The sequence below is a fragment of the Streptomyces sp. NPDC054883 genome (genome assembly GCF_053610645.1).
In genome coordinates this window covers 36877-56968 of sequence record NZ_JBSGYT010000039.1, presented here as the reverse complement: position 1 = coordinate 56968, position 20092 = coordinate 36877, and the positions used below count along the sequence as shown (strand labels likewise).

General features: G+C 72.8%; 16 protein-coding genes, 4 tRNA genes and 1 other RNA gene. 12 read left to right on the top strand and 9 right to left on the bottom strand.

Going from position 1 to position 20092, the window contains the following annotated elements:
* Window positions 1-567 precede the first annotated feature (567 nt).
* Window positions 568-655: transfer RNA gene (locus tag ACWGH1_RS25445), tRNA-Ser, on the bottom strand.
* A 108-nt stretch (window positions 656-763) separates the two neighbouring features.
* Between ACWGH1_RS25445 and ffs the strand changes: the two genes are divergently transcribed.
* From ffs to ACWGH1_RS25415, 6 genes are all read left to right on the top strand, one after another.
* Window positions 764-862: signal recognition particle sRNA small type (ffs, locus tag ACWGH1_RS25440), an RNA gene on the top strand.
* A 65-nt stretch (window positions 863-927) separates the two neighbouring features.
* Window positions 928-3084, top strand: a complete 2157-nt coding sequence (locus tag ACWGH1_RS25435; protein WP_453409021.1) for a DNA polymerase III subunit gamma and tau — start codon at window positions 928-930, stop codon at window positions 3082-3084.
* Window positions 3085-3144: 60 nt separating this feature from the next.
* Complete coding sequence (gene purD / locus ACWGH1_RS25430) at window positions 3145-4398, top strand: phosphoribosylamine--glycine ligase (RefSeq protein ID WP_453357533.1); 1254 nt, start codon at window positions 3145-3147, stop codon at window positions 4396-4398.
* A gap of 277 nt (window positions 4399-4675) precedes the next feature.
* Complete coding sequence (locus tag ACWGH1_RS25425) at window positions 4676-6271, top strand: hypothetical protein (RefSeq protein ID WP_453356215.1); 1596 nt, start codon at window positions 4676-4678, stop codon at window positions 6269-6271.
* Between the two features lie 179 nt (window positions 6272-6450).
* Window positions 6451-7929: a N,N-dimethylformamidase beta subunit family domain-containing protein gene (locus ACWGH1_RS25420; protein ID WP_453356216.1), complete on the top strand. Its 1479-nt coding sequence runs from the start codon at window positions 6451-6453 to the stop codon at window positions 7927-7929.
* 113 nt (window positions 7930-8042) lie between these two features.
* Window positions 8043-8993, top strand: coding sequence for a phosphoribosylaminoimidazolesuccinocarboxamide synthase (locus ACWGH1_RS25415; protein ID WP_453356217.1), 951 nt, complete (start codon window positions 8043-8045; stop codon window positions 8991-8993).
* A gap of 47 nt (window positions 8994-9040) precedes the next feature.
* Here the strand turns inward: ACWGH1_RS25415 and ACWGH1_RS25410 are convergent.
* The 6 genes from ACWGH1_RS25410 to ACWGH1_RS25385 form a co-directional block, all read right to left on the bottom strand.
* A tRNA-Gly gene (locus tag ACWGH1_RS25410) sits at window positions 9041-9113 on the bottom strand.
* A 22-nt stretch (window positions 9114-9135) separates the two neighbouring features.
* On the bottom strand, window positions 9136-9747 hold the full coding sequence (locus ACWGH1_RS25405) for a response regulator transcription factor (RefSeq protein WP_453355428.1): 612 nt from the start codon (window positions 9745-9747) through the stop codon (window positions 9136-9138).
* Entirely contained in the window at window positions 9744-10991 is a 1248-nt protein-coding gene (locus tag ACWGH1_RS25400) for a sensor histidine kinase (protein WP_453355429.1), read from the bottom strand. Before ACWGH1_RS25400 ends, ACWGH1_RS25405 begins: the two co-directional genes overlap by 4 nt.
* A gap of 76 nt (window positions 10992-11067) precedes the next feature.
* Window positions 11068-11140, bottom strand: a tRNA-Gly gene (locus ACWGH1_RS25395).
* 82 nt (window positions 11141-11222) lie between these two features.
* Window positions 11223-11294: transfer RNA gene (locus ACWGH1_RS25390), tRNA-Gly, on the bottom strand.
* An 88-nt stretch (window positions 11295-11382) separates the two neighbouring features.
* Window positions 11383-11700, bottom strand: coding sequence for a histone-like nucleoid-structuring protein Lsr2 (locus tag ACWGH1_RS25385; protein WP_453355427.1), 318 nt, complete (start codon window positions 11698-11700; stop codon window positions 11383-11385).
* A 326-nt stretch (window positions 11701-12026) separates the two neighbouring features.
* Here ACWGH1_RS25385 and purS point away from each other — a divergent pair, with 326 nt between their 5' ends.
* The 5 genes from purS to ACWGH1_RS25360 all read left to right on the top strand — a co-directional run bounded on the left by purS (window position 12027) and on the right by ACWGH1_RS25360 (window position 16628).
* On the top strand, window positions 12027-12272 hold the full coding sequence (purS, locus tag ACWGH1_RS25380; protein ID WP_042801325.1) for a phosphoribosylformylglycinamidine synthase subunit PurS: 246 nt from the start codon (window positions 12027-12029) through the stop codon (window positions 12270-12272).
* Window positions 12273-12274: 2 nt separating this feature from the next.
* A complete protein-coding gene (gene purQ, locus ACWGH1_RS25375) occupies window positions 12275-12955 on the top strand; it encodes a phosphoribosylformylglycinamidine synthase subunit PurQ (RefSeq protein WP_453355426.1) in 681 nt (226 codons plus the stop codon).
* On the top strand, window positions 12952-15201 hold the full coding sequence (gene purL, locus ACWGH1_RS25370; RefSeq protein WP_453355425.1) for a phosphoribosylformylglycinamidine synthase subunit PurL: 2250 nt from the start codon (window positions 12952-12954) through the stop codon (window positions 15199-15201). The genes purQ and purL overlap by 4 nt, the downstream gene beginning before the upstream one ends.
* A 76-nt stretch (window positions 15202-15277) precedes the next feature.
* The gene (locus tag ACWGH1_RS25365; protein ID WP_453355277.1) at window positions 15278-16069 is read left to right on the top strand and encodes a sterol carrier family protein; all 792 of its coding nucleotides are present in this window, start codon (window positions 15278-15280) and stop codon (window positions 16067-16069) included.
* 40 nt (window positions 16070-16109) lie between these two features.
* On the top strand, window positions 16110-16628 hold the full coding sequence (locus tag ACWGH1_RS25360) for an META domain-containing protein (RefSeq protein WP_453355275.1): 519 nt from the start codon (window positions 16110-16112) through the stop codon (window positions 16626-16628).
* A gap of 4 nt (window positions 16629-16632) precedes the next feature.
* Here ACWGH1_RS25360 and ACWGH1_RS25355 read toward each other — a convergent pair whose 3' ends face one another.
* Window positions 16633-18078, bottom strand: a complete 1446-nt coding sequence (locus ACWGH1_RS25355; protein WP_453355276.1) for a sulfatase family protein — start codon at window positions 18076-18078, stop codon at window positions 16633-16635.
* 164 nt (window positions 18079-18242) lie between these two features.
* On the bottom strand, window positions 18243-18338 hold the full coding sequence (locus ACWGH1_RS25350) for a putative leader peptide (protein WP_324617183.1): 96 nt from the start codon (window positions 18336-18338) through the stop codon (window positions 18243-18245).
* Between the two features lie 147 nt (window positions 18339-18485).
* On the opposite strand from ACWGH1_RS25350, the gene purF reads away from it, so the two are divergent.
* Window positions 18486-20003 (top strand): amidophosphoribosyltransferase, encoded by a 1518-nt coding sequence (gene purF, locus ACWGH1_RS25345; RefSeq protein ID WP_136210585.1) that lies wholly within the window; start codon window positions 18486-18488, stop codon window positions 20001-20003.
* Window positions 20004-20092 lie beyond the last annotated feature (89 nt).

Sequence of the window (20092 nt, the reverse complement as noted above, 5' to 3'; positions counted from 1 at the left end):
CCGCCGGGTCCGAACGGGCCGGGTTCCGGTGCGCTCGGCGGGACGGTCAGGAGCCGGGCGGCCAGGGCGGGCGGTCGGGGCGGCGGCGGGAGCGCCGGCCGGCCGGGCGGCCGCTGGTCGAGGCGTACGACGGCAGAACCACCGAGCAGCGCCGGGACCGGGTCCTCTCCCGGCCCAAGGTCGCCGACACCGGTCATCGGCGACGTCGCCGCCTCGGACGCACCCCGGGCCGCGAGGTCGAGCCGGGTGATCACCTTCCGGTCGCCGCGCACGGTCAGGGCCGGGGTTCCGCAGTCGGCTGACGGTGAACCGGCCGGCGCAGTGGACAGACCGCGTGGCCGGGCGCGCGGTGCCGTGGAAGGCGCGGCTGGTGTGCCGGGAACGGTGGACCGCCGCGCCAGGGCGGACGCCCGCCGGCGCCCGCGCGCGGCCTCCGGCGCGACCGGTACCGCGCCGATCCTCCCGTCGTAGCCGCAGAAGGCGCACTGACAGTCGTACGCCGTCGGTGGAACGCAGAAGGCCCCGGCCGGTTTCCCGGTCGGGGCCTTCAAGTGCCCGGTGAGGCACTGGCGGAGGATACGAGATTCGAACTCGTGAGGGGTTGCCCCCAACACGCTTTCCAAGCGTGCGCCCTAGGCCACTAGGCGAATCCTCCGCCGCAAACAATACAAGACGTTGAGGGGTGCTCGCGAACGTGATCGTCGGCCGGTGGTCCCGCAGGGGGGCGGGTCGATTCCGGGGGGTTCCATCCGCTAGGGTGGGGCCCAGCCCCTCACGTGGCGCTATCTCACCCAACTCCCCCAGGGCCGGAAGGCAGCAAGGGTAAGTGGGCTCTGGCGGGTGCGTGGGGGGCGCTTTGCGTTCCGGGGCCGGGTCGCGGAGTCGGGTGGGCCGCCGTTGTCGGTGGGCCCGGATAACCTCGTAGACGTGTCGTCCCTTGCGCTGTACCGCCGCTACCGCCCCGAGTCGTTCGCCGAGGTCATCGGGCAGGAGCATGTCACTGTCCCCCTGATGCAGGCCCTGCGGAACAACCGGGTCAATCACGCGTACCTGTTCAGCGGGCCGCGCGGCTGCGGCAAGACCACCAGTGCGCGGATCCTCGCCCGGTGCCTGAACTGTGAGCAAGGTCCCACTCCCGAACCCTGCGGGGAATGCCAGTCCTGCCGCGACCTCGCGCGCAACGGCCCCGGGTCCATCGACGTCATCGAGATCGACGCCGCCTCGCACGGTGGTGTGGACGACGCCCGTGACCTGCGGGAAAAGGCGTTCTTCGGGCCGGCTTCCAGCCGCTACAAGATCTACATCATCGACGAGGCCCACATGGTCACCTCGGCGGGCTTCAACGCCCTGCTGAAGGTGGTCGAGGAGCCCCCGGAGCACCTCAAGTTCATCTTCGCCACGACCGAGCCGGAGAAGGTGATCGGGACGATCCGGTCCCGGACGCACCACTACCCCTTCCGGCTGGTGCCCCCCGGCACCCTGCGCGACTACCTCGGCGAGGTCTGCGCGCGGGAGGAGGCCACCGTCGAGGACGGGGTGCTGCCGCTCGTGGTCCGGGCGGGCGCCGGGTCGGTGCGTGACTCCATGTCCGTGATGGACCAGCTGCTCGCGGGCGCGGCCGACCAGGGTGTGACGTACGCCATGGCGACCTCCCTGCTCGGTTACACGGACGGCTCGCTGCTGGACGCCGTGGTCGACGCCTTCGCCGCCGGGGACGGGGCAGCGGCCTTCGAGGTCGTGGACCGAGTGGTGGAGGGCGGCAACGACCCGCGCCGGTTCGTCGCCGACCTGCTGGAGCGGCTGCGCGACCTGGTGATCCTGGCCGCGGTGCCCGATGCCGGGGAGAAGGGGCTCATCGACGCCCCCGCCGATGTCGTCGAGCGCATGCAGGCCCAGGCCGCCGTCTTCGGCGCGGCCGAGCTGTCGCGGGCCGCCGACCTGGTCAACACCGGGCTCACCGAGATGCGGGGGGCGACCTCGCCCCGGCTCCAGCTGGAGCTGATCTGCGCCCGGGTGCTGCTGCCCGCCGCCTTCGATGACGAGCGGTCCTTCCAGGCCCGGCTCGACCGACTGGAGCGGAGCGGGTTCACCGCCCCCGGCGTCGCCGCCGCGCCCGCCGCGATGCCTGCCATGGGGTACGTCCCCGGCCCCGAGGCCCACCCGATGGCGCCGGCCGGCCCCGCCGGCGGTGTCGCCGCGGCACGTGCCGCGGTACGGGCCCCGGAGCCCGAGCCGCAGCAGCCGTCGCCCGTGCAGCCGGAGCCCGGCCCCGCACCTGCGGCCCAGGCCGCGCCCGCCCCCGCACCGCAGCCCGCCGCGCCCGCGCCCGGCGCCTGGCCGGGGGCCGCCCAGCCGGGCGGTGGCGCCGCCGCACCGGGGGCCTGGCCCGGAGCCGCCGCGCCCGCCACCCCCGCGGCCGGGGCCTGGCCGACCGCCGCGGCCACTCCGCCCGCCGCGGGCCCCGCCCCGGTGCCCGCACCGCAGCCCGCCGCACCGGCGGCGCCCGCCGGGCCCGCCCCCGGGATGGCCGCCGGCGTCGGCCAGGTGCAGGCGATGTGGCCCGGCGTGCTGGAGGCCGTCAAGAACCGCCGCCGTTTCACCTGGATCCTGCTCAGCCAGAACGCCCAGGTCACGGGCTTCGACGGGACGACCCTCCAGCTCGGCTTCCCCAACGTCGGGGCCCGCGACAACTTCGCGAGCAGCGGCAGCGAAGACGTCCTCAAGGCGGTCCTGGCCGAGCAGTTCCAGGTCCACTGGAAGATCGACGCGGTCGTGGGCGGTGGCGGAGGCCAGCCGTCCGGGTCGGCCCCGGCCCCGTACACGCCGCCCTCGGCCCCGGCGCCGCCCTCGCAGCAGTCTCCGGCCCCGCAGCAGCAGCCCTGGCACCAGTCGCCCCAGCAGCAGCACCAGCAGACGCCGCCCGCACCGCAGCCCCCCGTGCAGCAGGCGCCGCCGCCGGTCGCCCCCGAGGACGACGTGCCAGAGGAGGACGATCCCGACCTCGTCGAGAGCGCGCTGACCGGACACGACCTGATCGTGCGCGAGCTCGGAGCCACCGTCATAGAGGAATATACGAACGAGTAGAGGCCCGTAATTGGGTGGCCGCACGAAGCCGGCCCGGCCACCCGGGCTAGGCTGCATGACGTGAAGGTCCTCGTCATCGGCGGCGGCGCCCGCGAACACGCCCTGTGCCGCTCTCTGTCCCTCGACCCCGACGTCAACGCGCTGTACTGCGCTCCCGGCAACGCCGGCATCTCCGAGGTGGCCGAGCTGCGCCCGGTCGACGCCCTCGACGGCGGGGCCGTGGCCCGGCTGGCCACCGAGCTCGGTGCCGACCTGGTCGTGGTCGGCCCGGAGGCCCCGTTGGTCGCCGGCGTCGCCGACGCCGTCCGCGCCGTCGGCATCCCCGTCTTCGGCCCGTCCGCCGAGGCGGCGCAGCTGGAGGGCTCCAAGGCCTTCGCCAAGGACGTGATGGCGGCGGCCGGGGTCCCGACCGCGCGCAGCTACGTCTGCACCACCCCGGAAGAGGTGGACGCCGCCCTCGACGCCTTCGGCGCGCCCTACGTCGTCAAGGACGACGGCCTGGCGGCGGGCAAGGGCGTCGTGGTCACCGAGGACCGGGCGGAGGCCCGCGCACACGCGCTCGCCTGCGACCGCGTCGTCATCGAGGAGTTCCTCGACGGCCCCGAGGTCTCCCTCTTCGCCATCACCGACGGCGTGACCGTGCTGCCGCTCCAGCCGGCCCAGGACTTCAAGCGCGCGCTCGACGGCGACGAGGGCCCCAACACCGGGGGCATGGGTGCGTACTCCCCGCTGCCCTGGGCCGACCCGAAGCTGGTCGAGGAGGTCATGCAGAGCGTCCTCCAGCCGACCGTGGACGAGCTGCGCCACCGCGGCACGCCCTTCTCCGGCCTGCTCTACGCCGGACTGGCGATCACCTCGCGCGGTGTCCGGGTCATCGAGTTCAACGCCCGGTTCGGCGACCCCGAGACCCAGGTGGTCCTGGCCCGGCTGCGCACCCCGCTGGCGAGCGTGCTGCTGAACGCGGCCCGGGGCACCCTGCACGCGGAGCCCCCGCTCAGCTGGCGCGAGGACGCGGCCGTCACGGTCGTCATCGCGTCGCACAACTACCCCGGCACCCCGCGCACCGGCGACCCCATCGAGGGCCTGGCCGAGGTGGCCGCCGAGGACGCCCCCGAGGCCTACGTCCTGCACGCCGGGACCCGCCGCGAGGGCGACGCGGTCGTCAGCGCGGGCGGTCGGGTGCTGTCGGTGACGGCGACCGGTTCCGACCTGGCACAGGCGCGCGAGCGGGCGTATAAGGCCGTCGCGCGGATCGGGCTCGACGGCTCGCAGTACCGGACGGACATCGCGGCCAGGGCGGCCGAAGGCCGCTGACCAGCGGTTCCACGTCCTTCGCGGGCCCGGGTGCGCAGAGCGCGCCCGGGCCCGCGCGTGCGAGTGCAGCCGCCCGCGCTCGAAGGCGGCCAGCTTTACCCAAAGCCATTCCATCGGGTGATCGTGTCGCGGTCTGCCTGACGCCCGGCCCCGCCCCAACTAGGGTGCGGCGCAAGCATTCCGGCACATGGCCCACCGGCATTGCGATGTCAGTGGCGGGTGTCACAGTGGGGGAGTGAGCAAAGCCGCCGCAGGGCAGAGGGGGTGAGGTCCGGCCGTGTCCGGAATCGGTTCGATCGCTGAAGTGGGCGTGCCGTCCGCGCGTTCCCGCGCCCTCGCCGTGCTGCGCGTTCGCAGCAGGGCGCTGGCCGTCGTGCTACTGCCGGCCGCCGTCGCCGTGGTGCTCCTGACCGGGCTCACGACGGGCCGGCTGGCCGGTGACCCGTGGCCCCTGGTGACCCTCGTCGTCTGTGTGGCCGCCGCGCTGGTGCTGCTCGTCGGCGGGACGTTCGCCGCGGTGGTGCTGCGCGCGGGGCCGGCCCTGACGCCGACGGTGCCGCTGTCGGAGGCGGCCGCGCCCGACCTCTACCGGCTGGTGCGGGACCTCGCCGACCGGATGGACGTCCCCGCGCCCTCGGCGATAGCCCTGACCCCGGACTGCGACAGCTGGCTGGAAGACCGTACGCACCCGGCCCACCGCCGGTCCGGGATAGCGGCGGGCCGGCCGGAGTCCGCGCCCGGCGCGGCCCCCGTGCTGGTGATCGGGTCGCCGTTCCTGTGGTGGATGCGGGTCGCGGAGCTGCGCGCCGTGCTCGCGCCGGTCGTCGCGGGTACGGGCCCTTCCGCGCACCCGGACATAGCCGACGCGCGCGGCTTCGTGCGGGGGCTGGACGCCGCGGTGGACGTGGCGTCCCGCCGTGGGATGGGCTGGATCGCCCGGCCGGCCGGGCTGCTGCTGAGGCTGTGCCGGGTGGACGCGGCGGAGATGGAGCGCGGGGTGGCGGCCGCCGCCTCCGACCGCGCCCAGGACGTGGACTACGGGCTGCGCATCATGGCCCAGGAGCAGGTCGGGCTCGCCTACGCGGGCTGGGACCGGCTGCTCACCCGGGTCGCGCTGCCGGCCTGGCGGATGGGCCGGTGGCCGGCGCGGCTCGACGCCGGGGTGGTTTCCGCCCTGACCGAGCTGTCCCGGCGGGACCGGCTGGCCGAGGGGTTCACCTCCCGGCTCGGCGAGCGGCCCGCCTGTGACCTGCTGGAACAGCCGGGCGCGGTGGACGAGGCGGCTTCGCTGCTGGCCGCGCGGCTGTTCCACGGCGGTCCGGCCGAGGCGGGACCGCAGTGGTCGCCGGTGGACTGGGCGGAGTACCCGCAACAGGTCGTGGACCGCAAGTGGCGCCTGGAGGCTGCCCGGCTGCACGCGGCCCTCGACGCGCTGGCGGTGCCCGCGGGGCCTCCGGTGGAGCGGGTGCTGGGCTTCCTCACGGACACCGGCGGGCAGGGCGCCGCCGGGGAGTCCCTGGCCGGTCACCTGGCGCGGGAGGAACGGTCCGCCACCGGCGGCCCGGAGCCGGGCGCGGGCAAGGCGCGGGCCGCCGACGCGGTGCCGCTGTTCCCGCTCCAGGAGCCGAGGAGCGGGCGGGACCTGCTTGCCGACCACGTCACGGCGCTGGTGTGCTGCGCGGCGGTGGATTCCGCCGGGGCGGAGCCGGGCCTGGACTGGCTGGACGGCCCCGTGTTGCGGGTGGCGGGCGAGCGGCGTTCCGACCTGGCGCCGAGCGTGCTCTGCCTGGTGGAGGACGGCGACCCGGAGCCCCTGCGGGCGTGGCTCGCGAAGATCGGCCTCCGACCGGAGAAGCCGGTCCGGCTGGTCTGAGGCCCCGCACCCGGGCTTCCGCCGCGCCCACCCCGGCGCGCCGACATCGGCGGTATTCCCCCGCAAGTTGGTTTCCGGGAGGTCTTTTCGCGACGAACGGTGATGGAGTGCGTGCGTTATGTGATGTGCTGGGGAAACGTGGATGTGCGTTCGGGGGAGCGAGGGAGGGGAACAGCGGTATGGCTACGGACCAGATCCGGCGGTGGGAGTCAGGTGCGCTCGCGCACGCGGTGACCGACCCCTTCGGCCAAGGCCCGCTGCCCTGGTTCCGGGGCAGCGAACTGTACTTCGACGACACCGGCCACGTCGTGCCCTGGTACGTCGACCCGGCCGTCGCCCCCGGCCAGATCCCCCGCGCCCGCAGCAACGGCGGCCCCCGCACCGCGGACGACGTGCACCGGCAGATCAAGGGCTTCGCCTCCACCGGGGCCGTCGCCCCCGGCGAGGCCATCGACTTCCACATCACCGTCGACCCGCCCCAGCAGTTCTCCGTCGACATCTACCGCATCGGCCACTACGGCGGCGACGGCGCCAGCAAGATCCACTCCAGCCCCCGGCTCTCCGGCATCGTCCAGCCCGCCCCGCTCACCGCCGACCGCACGGTCTCGTGCCACCACTGGTGGCTGTCCTGGCGGCTCCAGGTGCCCTCGTACTGGAGCCTCGGCGCGTACGTGGCCGTCCTCACCACCGTCGACGGCTACCGGTCCCACATCCCGTTCACGGTCCGGGACGACCACCGCGCCGATCTGCTCCTGCTGCTCCCGGACATCACCTGGCAGGCCTACAACCTCTACCCCGAGGACGGCCGCACCGGCGCCAGCCTCTACCACGCCTGGGACGAGGAGGGACGGCTGCTGGGCGAGCAGGACGCGGCGACCACCGTCTCCTTCGACCGCCCGTACGCGGGCGCCGGCCTCCCGCTCCACGTGGGCCACGCCTACGACTTCATCCGCTGGGCCGAGCGCTACGGCTACGACCTCGCCTACGCGGACACCCGCGACCTGCACGCCGGCCGCGTCGACCCCGCCCGCTACCGCGGCCTGGTCTTCCCCGGTCACGACGAGTACTGGTCGGCCCCCATGCGCCGCACCGTCGAGCGCGCCCGCGAGCACGGCACGTCCCTCGTCTTCCTCTCCGCCAACACCATGTACTGGCAGGTCGAGCTCGGCCCCTCGCCCTCCGGGGTCCCCGACCGGCTCCTCACCTGCCGAAAACGTCGTGGCCCCGGCCGCGCCAGCCTGTGGCGGGAGGTCGACCGCCCGGAGCAGCAGCTCCTCGGCATCCAGTACGCGGGCCGGGTCCCCGAACCCGCGCCGCTCATCGTGCGCAACGCCGGCCACTGGCTGTGGGACTCCACCGGGGCCGCCGAGAACGACGAACTCGACGGCCTGGTGGCCGGCGAGGCCGACCGGTACTTCCCGCGCACCCAGTTGCCCGAGCACCAGGACCGGATCCTCCTCGCGCACTCCCCGTACCGCGACAGCGAGGGCGCCAAGCGCCACCAGGAGACGTCCCTCTACCGGGCGCCGAGCGGGGCCCTCGTCTTCGCCTCCGGCACCTTCGCCTGGTCGCCCGCGCTCGACCGCCCGGGCCATGTCGACGAGCGCGTGCAGCGCGCCACCGCCAATCTCCTCGACCGGATCTGCAAGCGGGACTGACCCGCGCCCCGGGCGGTGGCGCCTGGGCTCCCCCGGCCGCGCCCCGGAGTCGGGCCGTCCGGCCGGGTACGGGACAATGGGGTTGCGCTCGTACAGAACCACAGGGAGATCCCGTGTCCGGATTCGTCGAAAAGCCCGAGCCGGTTCAGGTGCCCGGCCTCGTCCACCTCCACACCGGGAAGGTGCGCGACCTCTACCGCAACGAGGACGGCAACCTCGTCATGGTCGCCAGCGACCGGATGTCCGCCTTCGACTGGGTGCTGCCCACCGGGATCCCGGACAAGGGTCGCGTCCTCACCCAGCTCTCCCTGTGGTGGTTCGACCAGCTCGCGGACCTGGTCCCGAACCACGTCATCAGCACCGAGCTGCCCGTCGGCGCCCCGGCCGACTGGGCCGGCCGCACGATGGTCTGCCGGAACCTCGACATGGTCCCCGTCGAGTGCGTGGCCCGCGGCTACCTCACCGGCTCCGGCCTCGCCGAGTACCGGCAGAGCCGCACCGTCTGCGGCCTCGCGCTCCCCGAGGGGCTCGTCGACGGCTCCGAGCTGCCCGCCCCGATCTTCACCCCGGCCGCCAAGGCCGAGGTCGGCGAGCACGACGAGAACGTCTCCTACGAGGAGGTCGCGCGCACCGTCGGCGCCGACACGGCGGCGGCCCTGCGCCAGCTCACCCTGGCCGTCTACAGCCGCGCCCGGGACATCGCCCGGAACCGCGGGATCATCCTCGCCGACACCAAGTTCGAGTTCGGTCACACGGCCGACGGCACCCTCGTCGCCGCCGACGAGGTCCTGACCCCGGACTCCTCGCGCTTCTGGCCCGCCGACCAGTGGCAGCCGGGCCGCACCCAGTTCTCCTACGACAAGCAGTACGTCCGGAACTGGCTGAGCTCCCCCGAATCCGGCTGGGACCCGAAGGGCGAGCTGCCGCCGCCGGCCCTGCCGCGCGAGGTCGTCGAGCAGACCCGGGCCAAGTACATCGAGGCCTACGAGCGGCTCACCGGCCAGAGCTGGGCCGCCCACAGCGGCGCCGCGACCCGGCCCGCGCCCGCGACCACCGAGTCCTGAACACGAAGAAGCCCCCCGGTCCGAGGACCGGGGGGCTTCTCACACTGAGCGGACAACGCGACTCGAACGCGCGACATCCACCTTGGCAAGGTGGTGCTCTACCAACTGAGCTATGTCCGCATGCGCCGTAGCGCGGTACCCACTATACCCAACCCCGCTCGCGCGCGAGACGCACCGCCGTGTGCCGGTTCTCCGCCCCCAGCTTCGTCGCCGCCGAGGACAGATAGTTCCGTACCGTCCCCGGGGACAGGCACGCCCGCTCCGCGATCTCCGCGATCGGCGCCCCGTCCCCGGCGAGTTCCAGGACCTCCGCCTCGCGGGCGGTCAGCGGGGAATCCCCGGCGCTGATCGCGTCGGCCGCCAACTCCGGGTCCACGTAACGCCCCCCGGACTGCACGGTCCGGATGAGTTCGGCCAGCCGTTGCGCCGAGACGGTCTTCGGGGCGAAGGCCCGTACGCCCGCCGCCAGGGCCCGCTTGAGGTGGCCGGGACGGCCGTGGCTGGTCACGATCATGACCTTGCAGTCGGGGAGTTCGGACCGCAGCGATGTGGCCACACTCACACCGTCCGCCCCCGGCATCTGGAGGTCCAGGACCGCCACGTCCGGCCGGTGCGCCCGGGCCATGGCGAGCGCCTCCGGCCCCGAGGCCGCCTCCGCGACGACCAGCAGGTCGTCCTCCAGGGCAAGCAGCGCTGCCAGCGCCCCGCGGATCAGGTGCTCGTCGTCGGCCAGCAGCACGCGTACGGGGTTCACGCCCCCACCTCCGTCGTCCTGCCCCGCGGGCGGGGAACCTCCGCGACCAGCCGGAACCGGCCGCCCGGCGCGGGACCCGCCCGCAACGCGCCGTCCACGGCCGCGAGCCGCTCGCGCAGCCCGGCGAGCCCCGACCCGGGCGGTCCGGAGGGGGCGCCGGCCGGGGCGCCGTCGTTCTCCACCAGCAGCGTCACCGGGTCGGCGGCCCCCTGCCCGGTCGTCAGCCGGATCAGGCAGCTGCGGGCGTCACCGTGCCGCAGCACGTTGGTGGTCGCCTCCCGGACCACCCAGCCCAGCGCGGACTGCACCTCGGCCGGGAGCGCCCGCCCGGCCTCGAACTCGACCCGGCAGTCCATCCCGGCGGCGCTCAGCACCCCTCGGGCGCCCTCCAGTTCCACCGCCAGGTCCGCTTCCCGGTAGCCGCGCACGACGTCCCGTACCTCCCGCTGGGACTCGCGCGCGATCCGCTGCACCTCGGTCATCTGCTCCACCGCCTCCGGGCGTCCGCGCCGGGCCAGCTGGACGGCCAGCTCGCTCTTGAGCGCGATCACCGCCAGGTTGCGGCCCATCACATCGTGCAGGTCCCGCCCGAACCGCAGCCGCTCCTCCGCCACCGCCAGCCGCGCCTGGTACTCCCGCGAGCGGTCCAGCTCGCGCACGGTCTTCAGCAGCCACGCGGAGAAACCGTAGGCGACGCTGAAGAAGAGCCCGCTGGCCGGCACCCCTATGACGTACCCGAGGACGGAAGCCGCCGGGAGGCCCGTGGCGAGCGCCGCCCCGCCCATCAGAACGGCGGCGCCCAGCGGCGCGTACGTCATGTGCCGGATCCGCTTGACGCACAGGGCGAACGATCCGCAGGCGAAACCCGTCATGCCGATGACCGGGGCCGGGGCCACGGCCGCGTCCACCCGGCCGGTCCGCACCAGGACCAGGGCGGTGAGGCAGGCGGCGCCGGTGACCAGGGCCGTCACCACCGGGAGCCGGACCGGGCGCTCACGGCGCTCCACGAGCCAGTCCAGGGCCCGGGAGGAGAGGAACCCGACGAGGACCGACTGGGCGCAGAGCAGCAGGAACAGCCCGGTGGCCACCGGCCAGGAGGACCGGGCGGAGTCGTCCCCGGCCGCCGACGCGAGCGCGCCCAGCCCGAACGACGCGATTTCGAGCACGACGAAGGAATGGAACGACCAGCGGGTGTACAGCTCGACCTTGCCCGCGCTGCCGCGGCTGCGCCACCACCCGGTCATCTTCGGCACGTCCCGCCCCCGGCTTCCTGGACATACGACAAAGGCCCTGATCGATGATCAGGGCCTTTGTCCTCTGAGCGGACGACGAGACTCGAACTCGCGACATCCACCTTGGCAAGGTGGTGCTCTACCAACTGAGCTACGTCCGCACGCTCGCGACGACATGAATGCCGTGCCGAGATGCGAGCATCACTGTACCTGATCCACGACCGTGGCCGGTAAAGCGTGCAGAGCGGGTGACAGGGATTGCACACTGCGCCTCCCCCCTGGAAGGGGGGTGTTCTGCTACTGAACTACACCCGCACGACCTTCGGGGCTCTGACCTGCGGTCTGGCCCCTCGGCGTGATCCACACACTAGCCGATCGGAGGGGGTGGATGGCAAATCCGGGGTCAGTGGGCAGCGTTGTAGGCCTCGTAGACCCGCTTCGGGATGCGGCCGCGCGGCGGCACGTCGTGGTCGTTCGACCGGGCCCAGGCCCGTACGGCGGCCGGGTCGGGGGCGATGCTGGTGTGCCGGTACGCCTTGCCGGAGCGGGCCTGCCGACGGCCGGCGGCCACGTAAGGGGCCAGGCTCTTCCGCAGTTTCTTTGCGTTGGCCGGATTGAGGTCGATCTCGTACGACTTACCGTCCAGGGCGAACGAGACCGTTTCCTCCGCCGCTCCGCCGTCGATGTCATCGGAGAGCGTGACTACTACGCGCTGCGCCACGGATATCGGTCCCTTCGTGCGAGGTCACCACGTGCTGACGTGCGGTGATGTCGCCTGTGTGGATGTTTCGGAGCAATGCGTCAATCGGCCGGAATCTCAGCCGATTCCTTTGTACCGCGATTCCCATTGAATTGCGAAGCCCAGTTAATTATCTCCGCGTGTCCGGCCGCAATGGCGGGCGAGTGGTTTTCCGGTGGATTTTGCGAAGCGTTGGTGAAGCCCAAACGCCGCCCCTCCGGACGCCTGCGGATATCTACCCGCGTAGAAATTTCGGACGGGTACGCTGGAGGAACCGCCTCGCACCAACCACCACACGGGAGTGCCCGATGGCACGCGTCGTAGTCGACGTCATGCTCAAGCCGGAGATCCTCGACCCCCAGGGCCAGGCGGTGCAGCGTGCACTGCCGCGCCTGGGCTTCGATGGGATCGCCGACGTCCGCCAGGGGAAGCGCTTCGAACTGGAGGTGGAGGGACCGGTCGACCAGGCCGCCCTCGACCGCATCCACAAGATGGCCGAAACGTTCCTCGCCAACACCGTCATCGAAGACTTCACCGTGAAGGTCGAGGCCTGACGGTGACCACTCGCATCGGAGTCGTCACGTTCCCCGGAACGCTGGACGACCGTGACTCGCTGCGCGCCGTGCGGCTCGCCGGAGCCGAGCCCGTCTCGCTGTGGCACCGCGACAAGGACCTCCACCAGGTCGACGCGGTCGTCCTCGCGGGCGGCTTCTCCTACGGCGACTACCTGCGCGCCGGGGCCATCTCCCGCTTCTCGCCGGTGATGGAGACCGTCATCGAGCAGGCCAGGGCCGGCATGCCCGTCCTCGGCATCTGCAACGGCTTCCAGGTCCTCACGGAGGCCCACCTGCTGCCGGGGGCGATGCTCCGCAACAACCACCTGCACTTCATCTGCCGCGAGCAGAAGCTGCGCGTGGAGAACGCGGAGAGCGCGTGGACCGGCGACTACAGCGCCGGCCAGGAGATCTCCATCCCGCTCAAGAACATGGACGGCCGCTACACCGCCGACGAGCGCACGCTCGACGAACTGGAGGCCGAGGGCCGCGTGGCCTTCCGGTACCTCGACGGGAACCCGAACGGCTCGCTGCGTGACATCGCCGGCATCACCAACGCCGCCGGCAACGTCCTGGGCCTCATGCCGCACCCCGAGCACGCGGTCGAACCGCTGGTCGGAACCGGCCGCACCGACGGCCTCCCGTTCTTCACGTCGGTCCTGAAGAAGCTGGTTTCCGCATGACCCTCGATACCGTCAAGAACGCCACCGGGACCCCGGACGCGGCGCAGCCCTGGAAGGAACTCGGCCTCAAGGAGGACGAGTACGCCCGCATCCGGGAGATCCTCGGCCGCCGCCCCACGGGCGCCGAGCTCGCCATGTACTCCGTCATGTGGTCCGAGCACTGCTCGTACAAGAGCAGCAAGGTGCACCTGAAGCAGTTCGGTGAGAAGGCCCCCGAGAACACGGCCATGCTCGTCGGCATCGGCGAGAACGCCGGCGTCGTCGACGTCGGCCAGGGCTACGCGGTCACCTTCAAGGTCGAGTCGCACAACCACCCTTCGTACATCGAGCCCTACCAGGGCGCGGCCACCGGCGTCGGCGGCATCGTCCGCGACATCCTCGCCATGGGCGCCCGCCCGGTCGCCGTCGTGGACCCGCTGCGCTTCGGCGCGGCCGACCACCCCGACACCAAGCGCGTCCTGCCGGGCGTGGTCGCGGGCATCGGCGGCTACGGCAACTGCCTGGGGCTGCCGAACATCGGCGGCGAGGTCGTCTTCGACGCCTGCTACCAGGGCAACCCGCTGGTCAACGCCGGCTGCATCGGCGTGATGAAGCACGAGGACATCCACCTCGCCAAGGCGTCCGGCCCCGGCAACAAGGTCATCCTCTACGGTGCCCGCACCGGCGGCGACGGCATCGGCGGCGTGTCCGTGCTGGCCTCGGAGACCTTCGACGCCTCGAAGCCGACCAAGCGCCCCGCCGTCCAGGTCGGCGACCCGTTCCAGGAGAAGCTCCTCATCGAGTGCACCCTGGAGATCTTCAAGGAGAAGCTGGTCGCCGGCATCCAGGACCTCGGCGGCGCCGGGCTGTCCTGCGCCACCAGCGAGCTGGCCTCCGCCGGCAGCGGCGGCATGCGCGTCGAGCTGGACACCGTGCCGCTGCGCGACGCGACGCTCTCGCCCGAGGAGATCCTCATGAGCGAGTCGCAGGAGCGCATGTGCGCGATCGTCGAGCCGCAGCACGTCGACCGCTTCATGGAGATCTGCGAGAAGTGGGACGTCATCGCCACCGTCATCGGTGAAGTCACCGACGGCGAGCGCCTGGAGATCTTCTGGCACGGCGAGCAGATCGTGGACGTGCCCCCGGGCACCGTCGCCCACGAGGGCCCGGTCTACCACCGCCCGTACGCCCGCCCCGAGTGGCAGGACGCGCTCCAGGCCGACGACGCGGGGAAGCTGCCCCGGCCGCAGACCTCCGAGGAACTGCGCGCGCAGGTCCTGGCACTGGTCTCGTCCCCGAACCAGGCCTCGAAGTCCTGGGTCACCGACCAGTACGACCGGTTCGTGCAGGGCAACACGGTGCTCGCGCAGCCCGAGGACGCCGGAATGGTCCGCATCGACGAGGAGACCAACCTCGGCGTCGCGATGGCCACCGACGGCAACGGCCGCTTCGCGAAGCTCGACCCGTACACGGGCGCGCAGCTCGCGCTCGCGGAGGCGTACCGCAACGTCGCCGCGACCGGTGCCAAGCCCCTCGCGATCTCCGACTGCCTGAACTTCGGCTCCCCCGAGGACCCGGGCGTCATGTGGCAGTTCGCGGAGGCCACCCGTGGTCTCGCGGACGGCTGCCTGGAGCTGGGCACCCCGGTGACCGGCGGCAATGTCTCGCTCTACAACCAGACCGGTGACATCGCGATCCACCCGACCCCGGTCGTGGCGGTCCTCGGTGTGATCGACGACGTCAACCGCCGTACGCCGATGGCGTTCACGGAGGCCGGCCAGCTGCTCTACCTGCTCGGCGACACGGCCGAGGAGTTCGGCGGCTCGGCGTGGTCCCAGGTCGTCCACGACCACCTCGGCGGCATGCCGCCCAAGGTGGACCTGGGCCGCGAGAAGCTGCTCGGCGATATCCTGATCTCGGCCTCGCGCGACGGCATGATCGACGCCGCGCACGACCTGTCGGACGGCGGCGTGATCCAGGCGCTCACCGAATCCTGCCTGCGCGGCGGCAACGGCGCGCGGATCGTGGTCCCGGACGGCCTGGACGCCTTCACCTTCCTCTTCTCCGAGTCCGCGGGCCGCGCCATCGTGGCGGTCCCGCGCAGCGAGGAACTCCGCTTCACCGACATGTGCGGTGCGCGGGGCCTGCCGGCGGCCCGCATCGGCGTGGTCGACGGCGAGGAGATCGAGGTCCAGGGCGAGTTCACGATCCCGCTCGCGGAACTGCGCACCGCCCACGAGGCGACGATCCCGGCGCTCCTCGCCTGATCCCGCCCCACCGCACGGGCCCCCGGCCGGTTTCCGGCCGGGGGCCCGTGCGTCGGCGCCCGAGTAGGGTCGGGCCATGCCGCCCGCCAAGAGGAAAACGCGCACCTACGACTCCGCCAAGATCCGCGCCGCCGTCACGGCCCAGTTCGGCCATGTCGCGGACGCCGTACGGGAGCTGACCCCCGAGCAGCTGGCCCGGCCCAGTGGGCTCGGGCAGTGGGCGGTCGGGGATCTGGCCGCGCACATCGCGTGGATCGCCGACTCGCTGGCCGCCGGTCTCGCCCGGCCGCCCGCCGCCGTCCCGGAGCTGACCGCGGTCGAGTGGCCCTTCGCCACCGCCTCGCTCGCCGGGAAGATCGCCGAGGCGGCGAAGGAGACGCTGGTCGGCGCGCCGCTGCCCGAGCTGTACGAGCGCGCCGGGGCGCGGCTGGCCGAGGCGCTCGCCGCGAACCCGGACCGCCGGGTGCTGAACCTGTGGATCGGAGCCATGACCCTGGGCGACTTCCTGGTCACCCGGACCGTGGAGCTGGTGGTGCACACCGATGACCTGAACCGGGCCGCCGGGCTGGACGTCCCGATCGAGCGGCAGGCCCTGGCCGCCTGCACCCGGCTCCTCGCCGACGCCCTCGCCGTCACCGCGCCGGGCGCCTCCGTCGAGGTACGGATCCCGCCCTTCGCCGTGGTCCAGTGCGTCGAGGGACCCCGCCACACCCGCGGTACCCCGCCGAACGTCGTCGAGACCGACCCGCTGACCTGGATCCGGCTCGCCACGGGCCGCACCGGCTGGGCGGAGACGGTGCGGGAAGCCCGCGTACGGGCGAGCGGCGAGCGGGCCGACCTGTCGGCGCTGCTGCCCCTGATGAGCTGAGGGCGGGGAACCGGCCGGCCGGGCCGCCCGTCACAGGGGCATGGGTACACCCCGCCCGCAGCTGCCCGCCGCCGTCCTGGCCGCCGTCCTCGCGCTGGCGGGAACCACCGCCTGCAGCGTGCAGGACGCCCCGCCCCGGGCCGTCCACTCCGGCACCTTCGACGCGAAGCCCGCCCCGGAGCCGCCGGTCGTGGACGCGCCGCTCACCGTCACCGAGTGGACCGTCACCGCCCTGGGCCGGGGCGGAACGGCTTCCGCCGTGGCCGCCGAAGCCGCCGGGAGGGCCCGCTTCGCCCTCGCCCCCGACGGCTCGGCGAGCGGTGGCCTCGGCTGCAACCGGTTCACGGCCCAGGCCGTCGTGGCGGGCCCCTCCCTCACCTTCGGCCCGCTCGCCACGACCCGGATGGCCTGCGAGGGCCCGGCGGCCGAGGTCGAGCAGGCCCTGACCGCGCTGTTCGGCGGCGGCCCGCTCAGCTGGCGGGTCCAGGGCCGGACGCTGACCCTGACCGGCGCGGACGGCACCGGCCTGACCGCCGAAGCGGCCTCGGCGGCGGAGTGACGGCTCACGCCGGGTAGGGCAGCAGTCCCGCGTTCGTCTTCTCCCACGCGGCTCGCAACCCCGCCAGCCGGGCCGGCTCCACGGCCGCCTTGTCGGCCTGCTCGCGCGCATCCTCCGCCAGGTCGAAGAGCTGGTCCCGGCCGCTCTTGCCCTGGTAGTACTTCCAGTCCCCGCGGCGCAGCGCCCGCTCCCCGCGCACCCGCCAGAACAGGTCCCGCTCCGCGGGCCGCTCCCCGCGCAGCAGGTACCCCGCGAGGCTCACCCCGTCCAGCGGGTACGCCGGGTGCGGCCGGGTACCGGCCAGCTCCAGCAGCGTCGCCGTCCAGTCCGGGCTGAACACCGGGACGCGGCTGACCTGGCCGGCGTCCAGCCGTGCGGGCCAGCGCACGAGCGTCGGCACCCGGATCCCGCCCTCCTGGAGGGACGCCTTGTTGCCCGAGAGCGGCCAGTTGTAGGAGAAGCGTTCACCGCCGTTGTCGCTGGCGAAGACGACCAGGGTGTCCTCCTCCTGCCCCGACCGCGCCAGGGCGTTCAGCACCTCGCCGACCGAGCGGTCCAGGTCCTCCACCATCTGCTTGTACTTCTCCACCGACCCGCCGTCCTGGTGCCACAGCGCCCGGGCGTCACCCGCCTTGATCCGCCGCACGACCTCGGCGCTCTGCGCCGTGTCCCCGTCCGCGATCCACGGCCAGTGCGGGGTGGTGAAGTTGAGGTTCAGCAGCCAGGGCCTGTCGTGGTGGTCGCGGGAGACGTACTCGCTCGCCCGTTCCGTGATGATCCGCGTGTAGTAGCGCAGGTCCTTGTACTCGGCGTCACCCTCGTACAGGTCGTACTCGCCGCCCAGGCCCAGCTTGGAGTAGTACTCCAGCGCCCCGCCGAAGTTGCCGAAGAACTCGTCCCAGCCCGAGCGGGTCGGGCTGTAGTCCGGCAGGTAGCCGCAGTGCCACTTGCCGATCAGCGCCGTCGCGTACCCGGAGTCGCGCAGCAGTGAGGCCAGCGTCGGGTGCGTGGGCTCCAGCCCGGCCGACTTGTCGGCGATCGGTTCGGCCAGCCCGCCCTTCGTCCGGCCCGGGTAGCGGCCGGTGTACAGGCTGAACCGGGTCGGGGAGCAGGTCGCGGAGCCCGCGTAGGCGTCGGTGAAACGGACGCCCTGGCGGCCCAGCCGGTCCAGGTTCGGGGTCTTGATGTGCGGGGAGCCGTACGAGGACAGGTCCGCCCAGCCGAGGTCGTCACCCAGGATGAACAGGATGTTCGGGCGCCGGGAGTGACGCCCCCGGGCCGCCCGGAAGTCCCGCTCGCCGGGGCCGGTCCCGTGGTCCTGGGCGGTGGCGGTCTCTTGCGGCCCGGCGGCGGCGGGCGTCGCGCCCAGCCCCACCGCGGCGGCGGCCGCGCTCGCACCGACCGCGCCGCCGAAGGCGCGCCGGGACAGGGGGGATTCGTACGAGGTCACAGGTACTCCAGGGCACGGCCCGCCGGCCCGGCTCCGGGCGGCGCGGGACGGCGCACGGCACGGCGGAGCGGGCTCAGGCGGGGAGCGGGAAAAGGGCGGCGCGCGTCAGAGCGCGCGCCATGGCGCGCAACGGAGCGCGAAAGGCGTGGGAAAGCGGCGTGTGACTACGCGGAACAGCGACAGATGGCGCTCGCGACACGGACCAGGTCCACGTGCCGGCGCTCGACGAGGGTGACCGTACGGTCACCGAGGGGCTGCATGGGGCGAGAGCCTGTCGAATGCCCGCGTACCTGTCAACAATGGGTTCCGCATACCGAGACGGAAGCGTCCCGTCACCCTGTGTGCTGTGAGATTTCCCGGCCGTCCCCAATTCGGACCAGTGGTCGATCTCGCCTACACTCGGAAGCGTGCCTCGTGGTGATGGACGACTCAACCACGACCTGCTCCCCGGCGAAAAGGGCCCCCAGGACGCTTGCGGCGTCTTCGGTGTCTGGGCTCCGGGTGAAGAGGTCGCCAAGCTCACCTACTTCGGACTGTATGCACTACAGCACCGCGGACAAGAGTCCGCGGGAATCGCTGTGAGCAACGGTTCCCAGATCCTCGTCTTCAAGGACATGGGCCTCGTTTCCCAGGTCTTCGACGAAACCTCTCTCGGCTCGCTCCAAGGTCATATCGCGGTCGGTCACGCCCGCTATTCGACCACCGGGGCCTCCGTCTGGGAGAACGCCCAGCCGACCTTCCGCGCGACCGCCCACGGCTCCATCGCCCTGGGTCACAACGGCAACCTGGTGAACACCGCCGAGCTCGCCGAGATGGTCGCCGATCTCCCCCGTCAGGACGGGCGCGCCACCCAGGTGGCAGCCACCAACGACACCGATCTGGTCACCGCCCTGCTGGCCGGCCAGACCGACGACGAGGGCAAGCCCCTGACCATCGAGGAGTCGGCCGCCAAGGTCCTCCCCCAGGTCAAGGGCGCGTTCTCGCTGGTCTTCATGGACGAGGGAACCCTCTACACCGCCCGTGACCCGCAGGGCATCCGCCCGCTGGTCCTCGGCCGCCTGGAGCGCGGCTGGGTCGTCGCGAGCGAGACCGCCGCCCTCGACATCTGCGGCGCCAGCTTCGTCCGCGAGGTCGAGCCGGGTGAGCTCATCGCGATCGACGAGAACGGTCTGCGGACCTCCCGATTCGCGGAAGCGAAGCCCAAGGGCTGCGTGTTCGAGTACGTCTACCTGGCGCGCCCGGACACCGACATCGCCGGCCGGAACGTCTACCTCTCGCGTGTCGAGATGGGCCGGCGGCTGGCCAAGGAAGCCCCGGTCGAAGCGGACCTGGTGATAGCGACGCCGGAATCCGGCACGCCCGCCGCGGTCGGCTACGCCGAGGCCAGCGGCATCCCGTACGGCTCGGGCCTGGTCAAGAACGCCTACGTGGGGCGGACCTTCATCCAGCCCTCGCAGACGATCCGCCAGCTCGGCATCCGGCTCAAGCTCAACCCCCTCAAGGAAGTCATCCGGGGCAAGCGCCTGGTGGTCGTGGACGACTCGATCGTCCGCGGCAACACCCAGCGCGCCCTGGTCAAGATGCTCCGCGAGGCCGGCGCGGCCGAGGTCCACATCCGGATCTCCTCGCCGCCGGTGAAGTGGCCGTGCTTCTTCGGCATCGACTTCGCCACCCGGGCCGAGCTGATCGCCAACGGCATGACGGTCGACGAGATCGCCACGTCGCTCGGGGCCGACTCGCTCTCGTACATCTCGCTCGACGCGATGGTCGAGGCGACCACCATCCAGAAGCCCAACCTCTGCCGGGCCTGCTTCGACGGCGAGTACCCGATGGAGTTGCCCGACCCGCAGCTGCTCGGCAAGCAGCTCCTGGAGACCGAGCTCGCGGGCGGCACCGACGCCGCCGACGCGCTCCGGCGCCCGTAGGACGCACCGGACCCGCCCCACCGGGCGGGTCCGCTCCGCGCTCCCCGTACGACCTGCGCCCGGCCCTGTCTTTCAGGCTTTTCCCAGGG

What these genes read in the sequence shown, in the direction of transcription:
- ACWGH1_RS25420 (WP_453356216.1), top strand. Translation starts at nt 6,451, where the DNA reads ATGGCTACGGACCAGATCCGGCGGTGGGAGTCAGGTGCGCTCGCGCAC.
- ACWGH1_RS25400 (WP_453355429.1), bottom strand. Translation starts at nt 10,991, where the DNA reads ATGACCGGGTGGTGGCGCAGCCGCGGCAGCGCGGGCAAGGTCGAGCTG.
- purS (WP_042801325.1), top strand. Translation starts at nt 12,027, where the DNA reads ATGGCACGCGTCGTAGTCGACGTCATGCTCAAGCCGGAGATCCTCGAC.
- purL (WP_453355425.1), top strand. Translation starts at nt 12,952, where the DNA reads ATGACCCTCGATACCGTCAAGAACGCCACCGGGACCCCGGACGCGGCG.
- ACWGH1_RS25365 (WP_453355277.1), top strand. Translation starts at nt 15,278, where the DNA reads ATGCCGCCCGCCAAGAGGAAAACGCGCACCTACGACTCCGCCAAGATC.
- ACWGH1_RS25360 (WP_453355275.1), top strand. Translation starts at nt 16,110, where the DNA reads ATGGGTACACCCCGCCCGCAGCTGCCCGCCGCCGTCCTGGCCGCCGTC.
- ACWGH1_RS25350 (WP_324617183.1), bottom strand. Translation starts at nt 18,338, where the DNA reads ATGCAGCCCCTCGGTGACCGTACGGTCACCCTCGTCGAGCGCCGGCAC.